General features: G+C 54.5%; 4 protein-coding genes. All 4 read right to left on the bottom strand.

Annotated features, from left to right (window positions below):
• Nucleotides 1-160: 160 nt before the first annotated feature.
• The gene (locus VEI96_05915) at nt 161-1387 is read right to left on the bottom strand and encodes a patatin-like phospholipase family protein (protein ID HXX57518.1); all 1227 of its coding nucleotides are present in this window, start codon (nt 1385-1387) and stop codon (nt 161-163) included.
• A gap of 130 nt (nt 1388-1517) precedes the next feature.
• Nucleotides 1518-1694 carry a hypothetical protein gene (locus tag VEI96_05910; GenBank protein HXX57517.1) on the bottom strand — a complete coding sequence of 59 codons (177 nt, stop codon included), beginning with the start codon at nt 1692-1694 and terminating at the stop codon, nt 1518-1520.
• A 1-nt stretch (nt 1695) separates the two neighbouring features.
• Nucleotides 1696-2520 carry a YihY/virulence factor BrkB family protein gene (locus tag VEI96_05905; protein ID HXX57516.1) on the bottom strand — a complete coding sequence of 275 codons (825 nt, stop codon included), beginning with the start codon at nt 2518-2520 and terminating at the stop codon, nt 1696-1698.
• Nucleotides 2517-3839 carry a ribosome biogenesis GTPase Der gene (der, locus tag VEI96_05900; GenBank protein ID HXX57515.1) on the bottom strand — a complete coding sequence of 441 codons (1323 nt, stop codon included), beginning with the start codon at nt 3837-3839 and terminating at the stop codon, nt 2517-2519. The genes VEI96_05905 and der overlap by 4 nt, the downstream gene beginning before the upstream one ends.
• Between the last annotated feature and the right edge of the window lie 239 nt (nt 3840-4078).

Raw genomic sequence — 4078 nt, 5'->3', positions numbered from 1 at the left:
CTTTGTGATAGTCACCCACAATGAGTCCCTTTCTGGCCGTTGCAACAGGGTCTTGAGGATGGTCGACGGCAGGCTCATGAACTAACCCTGTTAGCCCGGCCTGTCTTCAATGCCTCCTGCGAGCAAGGCACTCCCCCGGAACATTACGGGATGCGCCGGTCTATTTAGGAACGACGCCTGCCGATGGCTCAAGCCCTGGCGGTCTCTTCTGCCATGGATACCCCTTTGCCGCCATGCTGTAACCTACGTCGAAAAGCTGCCGCATGTATGCGGTATCAAAATCCTCTTTCTTCGGTACGTTGAAACTCGACGGAATGTAAGCGAGGTTGTAATCGAGACCGTCTCTCTCAGCCGTTAAGTAGATCCGATAGAGGTCGCCGACACCCTGCATCTGAATCAGGGAGGAGATGGCCCGCCCTGCAATAGTAAGTGTCCGGCGATCTACCTGGGCCCACTCGGGGTCGAGCCGGCTGTTTCTGATGATATAAAGCTTTCTTTCTCGCGCCCCAACGTGCTCCTTGCGCTCCAGCTCTTTAAGGTTTATTATCGGCGGGTAGAGGAAGACCTGGGCCATGGTGCCGCCATCCACGTGCATCTCCTGGTATTTCTGGCCCCCTGCCTCCACGTCGAGCATCACCGGCGGGAATGCTCCGGGAATGGCCGCGGAAGCTATGAGTATTGTTCGGAACAGGTCAAGCGCCTTGGGATTACCGCTCGCAGCGATCTTGGTGACATTCCAGATGACCGCCTGGCGGGCATCGAGATCGGCAGTGCCGACGAGCAAGAGACGCCCCTTTTTATACGCGGCAGCGATCGCATCCATCATATCGCGGGTCACCGCCTTCTCGACCAGTCCCCGCAAGGGTTTATTGTCGGCCATCGCGTCATTATAAAGAGCTGCCAACGCCCCTCGTTTCTCCAGGATGTCCTTCTGCGAGATCGTCGTGTAAAACTCCTTCAGCTGGGCGTCATATGAAGATCCGAGAAAAGCGAAGGGAGCGATGAGGGCCCCGGTGCTGATGCCTGTCACGAGCTTGAACTCGGGCCGATCCCCGGCTGCCGTCCATCCGTTGAGCAATCCCGCGCCGAAGGCACCGTTGTCCCCCCCTCCGGAGACCGCGAGGAAGACGGCAGGCGGAAGCTGACCGGTACGTCCGCTCGCCACAAACTGCTCCTGCTCCCGCCTGTAAGCCTCGATGCCTTCCTGCATCATGGCATCCATGTCCTTCGCATAGCCGATACGGTAACGCACATCCGATAGCCCGGGCACTTGTGCCTGATCCTCCAGGCCCGCGGGTACCGCGGACTGGCGGGCCGGCGTCGCACAGCCTTGCAAGACCATGACAAAGATCGTGATGACGACTGTGATAAATCCGGAATAGTTCATTTCAGTCCTCCCTTTCGTTACGTCGGTCATGCGTGATACGATTACCGCCAGTTGCGGCCCGCTTACGAAGCCACTCCTTCATCCTTCTGTCAATTATCAGTCTATCATGTTCCTTTTGCCGTAACAAGCTTCACGCCCGAGCCTCTTCCCTAATATCGCCGACCTGTTCGACGGGGATGACGATCCAGCCCGATTCCGTCTCGAGGTGCACCTCTGTTTCGCTCACTTCGACAAGCCTCCCGGTGTAAGTTATGTAGTTTGCCATCACTTCAACTCTTTTCCCGATGAGGTCGTTTAAATCATGCATGCTATCTCGCACCCGATGCGCTCAGGTTATGCACCACTTCAGCACCGATGAGGAATATGCAGGCCGAATAGTACATCCATAACAAGAATATCACAAACGCCGAGAGAGGTCCGTAAATCGTGCCGAACATCGCCACCTTCACTGCGTAGATGGTGAAGATATGCTTGGCAGCCTCGAGAAGGATCGTGGTAAAGAGAGCGCCTGATACGGCGTGCCTGAATTTCACCATCTTCCGCGGCAGGAAGAGGTAGAGGATCATCATGATGAGAAACACAAACAGAAAGGGTATGACGAACCGTATGAAAAAACCGGTGATCCTGCCGATATGGAAGCCCGGGAAAAGTTCCCTGAGGCTCCTGAGCAACGATATCCCCGATGTCGCTCCGAAGGAGAGGAGCAGGATGACAATGACAAGGGTGACGATGACCAGGGAAAGGATGATCGAGACGATAAGGGACCGCCTCACCCTCACCTTGAATATCGTATTGATGGCCGATTCGAAGGATGAAAAGAGCTGAAAGGAGATGAGACAATAGAGTACGAGGCTAAATTGCCCGAGGCTCTTGTAGATGATGATCCTCCTCAGCTCTTCCGTTATCTCCGAGGTGATCTTCGGGAAGAAGCTTACGAGTCTCGAGAGGAAGAACTGGTAGAAGTCTTTGTACTGACCAAGAAAGTGGCCGAAGACCGTGACGAGCAGGAGGCAGAAGGGGACGATCGCCATCATCGTGAAGAACGATATGGCACCTGCGAGCATCATTCCGCCGTCCCTGAAAAAATCGACGAAGCTCCTGAAGAGGACCGATAGGAACCTGATGAAGATCATGCGGGGTTCTTGTGCCTCACAAAGATCCGGATCGGAGTCCCTCCGAAGGAGAAGCTTTCCCTCAGGCTCCTCTCAAGGTATCGGAGGAATGGGTCCTTCACCCCCTCAGGCCTGTTCGTGAACAAGACAAACCTCGGCGGCTCGGTCCCTGTCTGCGTCATATAGTTGATCTTCACCATCTTCCCTTTAGACTGGGGCAGAGGGGGGATATGGGAAAGCGCCTTCTTCAGGAAACTGTTGAGTTCAGAGGTCGGTATCCGCTTCTTCCTTTCCTTCACGACAGCATCGATCAGGGGAAAGACCTTGGTGACCCGCTTGCGTTCCAGTCCTGATATCGTAAGCAGGGGCGCGTGGGTGAAAAACCAGAGCTTATTCTTGAATTCAGTCGTGTACTGCTTGAAAACGGTTTCGGCGTCTTCAAGGGTATCCCATTTGTTCATGAGGAAGACCGCGCCCTTCCCGTATTGTTCGACGATGCCGGCTATCCTCTTGTCCTGCTCCACGATCCCTGCCGATGCATCCAGGACGACGAGGGCGACATCGCAGCGCTCGATGCTCCTGATAGCCCTCACCATCGAGTAGCGCTCAACGGAATAGCCGACCTTGCCCTTTTTCCGTATCCCCGCCGTATCGATGAAGAGGTATTTTCGCCCGTAATAGGTGCAGACAGAATCGATCGAGTCCCTCGTTGTCCCGGCCTCCGGACTGACGATCATCCGCCTCTTGCCGGTGAGGGTGTTTATCAAGGTCGATTTTCCGACATTCGGCCTGCCGACGACGGCGACCTTAGGATAATCGACCGCGACCTCTTCCCCTCCTACGGCGGGGAGGAATGCAGCAAGCCTGTCCATGAATTCACCGAATTCATATCCGGTCTCTGCTGAGAGAGGGAGGATTTCATCGACCCCCAAACGGTAGAAGTCATAGAGGCGGTCCTCTCGGGAGGGCGCATCGACCTTGTTCACCGCTGAGAGCACCTTCTTCCCCGACGCCCTGAGTATCTTCGCGAGCTCGATGTCGTTCGGGTTCAGGCCCTCTTTACCGTCCATGAGGTGTATGATGAGGTCCGCCTCATCGATCGCGAAGAGCGCCTGTTCCTTCACCTCCTGAAAGATATCATCGGAGGGTTCAGGGTAAAAACCGCCGGTGTCGACGATGATGAAGGATTTCCCCTCCCACTCGGCTTCACGGTAATTCCTGTCCCTCGTGACGCCGGGGATGTCCTCGACGATAGCGGCCTGAGTGCGGACTATCCTGTTAAAGAGCGTCGACTTGCCGACATTCGGCCTGCCGACGATCACGACGAGCGGCTTCGCCATGGAAATTTACAAACTCCTCTTCTAAATCCTCAATTTTATTAGCTCTTACTATAAATGAGCGATGCTTTTTATTCAACAGAAAGCAAATTATTCTCATGTTCGTTGATTTCGCATGGAGATTTGATGCATCGCCTTAGGAAGGATTAGCGGCAGTGACTCTCTCCAGAAGGAGGCAGCAGATCGTTATTCAGATGATTGAGATGCTCAGAAGAAACAAAATCGGTTATCTCCCTTGAAAA

The sequence above is a fragment of the Thermodesulfovibrionales bacterium genome (assembly GCA_035622735.1).
In the GTDB taxonomy this organism is placed as follows: domain Bacteria; phylum Nitrospirota; class Thermodesulfovibrionia; order Thermodesulfovibrionales; family UBA9159; genus DASPUT01.
The sequence above is the reverse complement of the archived record's forward strand: the minus strand, read 5'-3'. Positions and strand labels throughout refer to the sequence as shown.